The 1,850-nt window shown below is 45.8% G+C and carries 1 protein-coding gene; it reads right to left on the bottom strand.

The window, feature by feature from the left end; translation table 11 throughout:
- Positions 1–1,850, bottom strand: a 1,850-nt coding sequence (locus PI95_RS10610) for a tetratricopeptide repeat protein (protein WP_236117023.1), incomplete at both ends; no start/stop codon positions are given.

Raw genomic sequence — 1,850 nt, 5'->3', positions numbered from 1 at the left:
TGAGTTAGGAACGATACTTGTAGGTTTGCCAGTGATGCGCGTATCGTTTGCTTCAAATACCGGATCGGCAAGTACAGCGAGGGTTTTGGGTGCGCTTTTGCGTCCTTTTAAGTCAAGTCTATGGCTAGCAATTGTTGTGACCGAAGGTAAGTTGACTATTTCATGGTTGACTATTAGGGGTTGATAAACCTCTGTGTTGGTAGCGCGGTTTGTAGAGACGTTCCACTGGAACGTCTCTACCTGATTTAATGCTGCAAAGGGGATTTTTTGCAATTCCCCATCAGCAACAATGACTAAGCGCTTTTTGCCTAACTTGTCAGCTACAGGTGCAAGGATGATTTTACTCAGTTTAGCAGCAGATAAAGCTGTTAAAGCTGTTAAGTCCCCTGCTGCGTTTTGTTGCAAGTTGCGTCTAAATTCCGTGGCTGCTTTCTCTATCTCTTCGCGTTTGGGGAGTTCGTAGCTGTCGATGGAGTTGGGACTTACAGCCCAAAGATAGCTGCGATCGCTTCCCAAAGAATACTCTAATAACAGGGTATCTTTATCGAGTTGTTGCTGAATTTGCGGTAACTTCAGAGGTTGGGGATATTTCAGTCCTGCGTATTTCGGGCTATTCGTGCGGATTTTTGTTTGTAGTTCTTTTTGTTGAATGAGGAGTATTTCAAGTTCTTTTTTCAGCAAAGCTGTTGCGGTTTCTGATTTGTTAGATGAATCTTGTAATAGTTTTCCTATAGCTTCAATTTTTAATTGCAAGTCCTTTTCTTCTGCTAATAGTTTGGGGTCAACGTCTTTACGGATATCGGCTCTAGCTTCGGTTAATAGTTCAATTAAACCACGGGCGCGAGAACTTTCGCTGGCGTGGAGTGCTTCGGCGTTATATCCTTTTGATGGGTCTTTTTTGTGCAGCTGCATCAACAAGTCGATGTAGAACTTGTAAGCGCCCTGTTTAGAGGCAAAGTAAGATGTTCGCAGGTCTTGGCTATCGATTTTGGTGCGTAAATCTTCGATAATATTTATTGCTGCTTGAATTTGGGTAAGGGCTTGTTGGAGGTTGCCTCTGTCGCGTTCTGTATAAGCGATATTATAAAGGGTGTTAGCTTCCTGTGCTTTATCGCCCACTTGCCGCGATAAGGGTAGTGACTGATTGAAGTATTTGAGGGCTTGTTGCTTGTCGCCTAAATCGCTGTAGACACCGCCAATATTGCTGAGAGTGGTAGCTGACTGTGCTTTATTGCCCACTTGCCGCGACAACGGTAGTGACTGATTGAGGTAATTGAGGGCTTGTTGCTTGTCGCCTAAATCGTTGTAGAATCCGCCAATATTGTTGAGAGTGCGAGCTTCCCCCGCTTTATCGCCCACTTGCCGCGTTAAGGGTAGTGACTGATTGAGGTAATTGAGGGCTTGTTGCTTGTCGCCTAAAGCGTGGTAGACAGAGCCAATATTGCTGAGGGTGGTAGCTTCCCCCGCTTTATCGCCTACTTGCCGCGTTAAGGGTAGTGATTGATTGTAGTAATTGAGGGCTTGTTGCTTGTCGCCTAAACTGTGGTAGACACCGCCAATATTGTTGAGGGTGGTAGCTTCCCCCGCTTTATCGCCTACTTGCCGCCTCAAGGGTAGTGACTGATTGTAGTAGTTGAGGGCTTGTTGCTTCTCGCCTAAACTATCGTAGACTGCGCCAATATTGTTGAGAGTGACAGCTTCCCCCGCTTTATCGCCTACTTGCCGTTTTAAGAGTAGTGACTGATTTAAGTATTTGAGGGCTTGTTGCTTGTCGCCTAAATCGCTGTAGACTAAGCCAATACCTGTGAGGGTGGTAGCTTCCCCCGCTTTATCGCCTACTTGCCGCCACA

Source organism: Hassallia byssoidea VB512170 (genome assembly GCF_000817785.2).
Taxonomy (GTDB): domain Bacteria; phylum Cyanobacteriota; class Cyanobacteriia; order Cyanobacteriales; family Nostocaceae; genus Hassallia; species Hassallia carrinoi.
The sequence above is the reverse complement of the archived record's forward strand: the minus strand, read 5'-3'. Positions and strand labels throughout refer to the sequence as shown.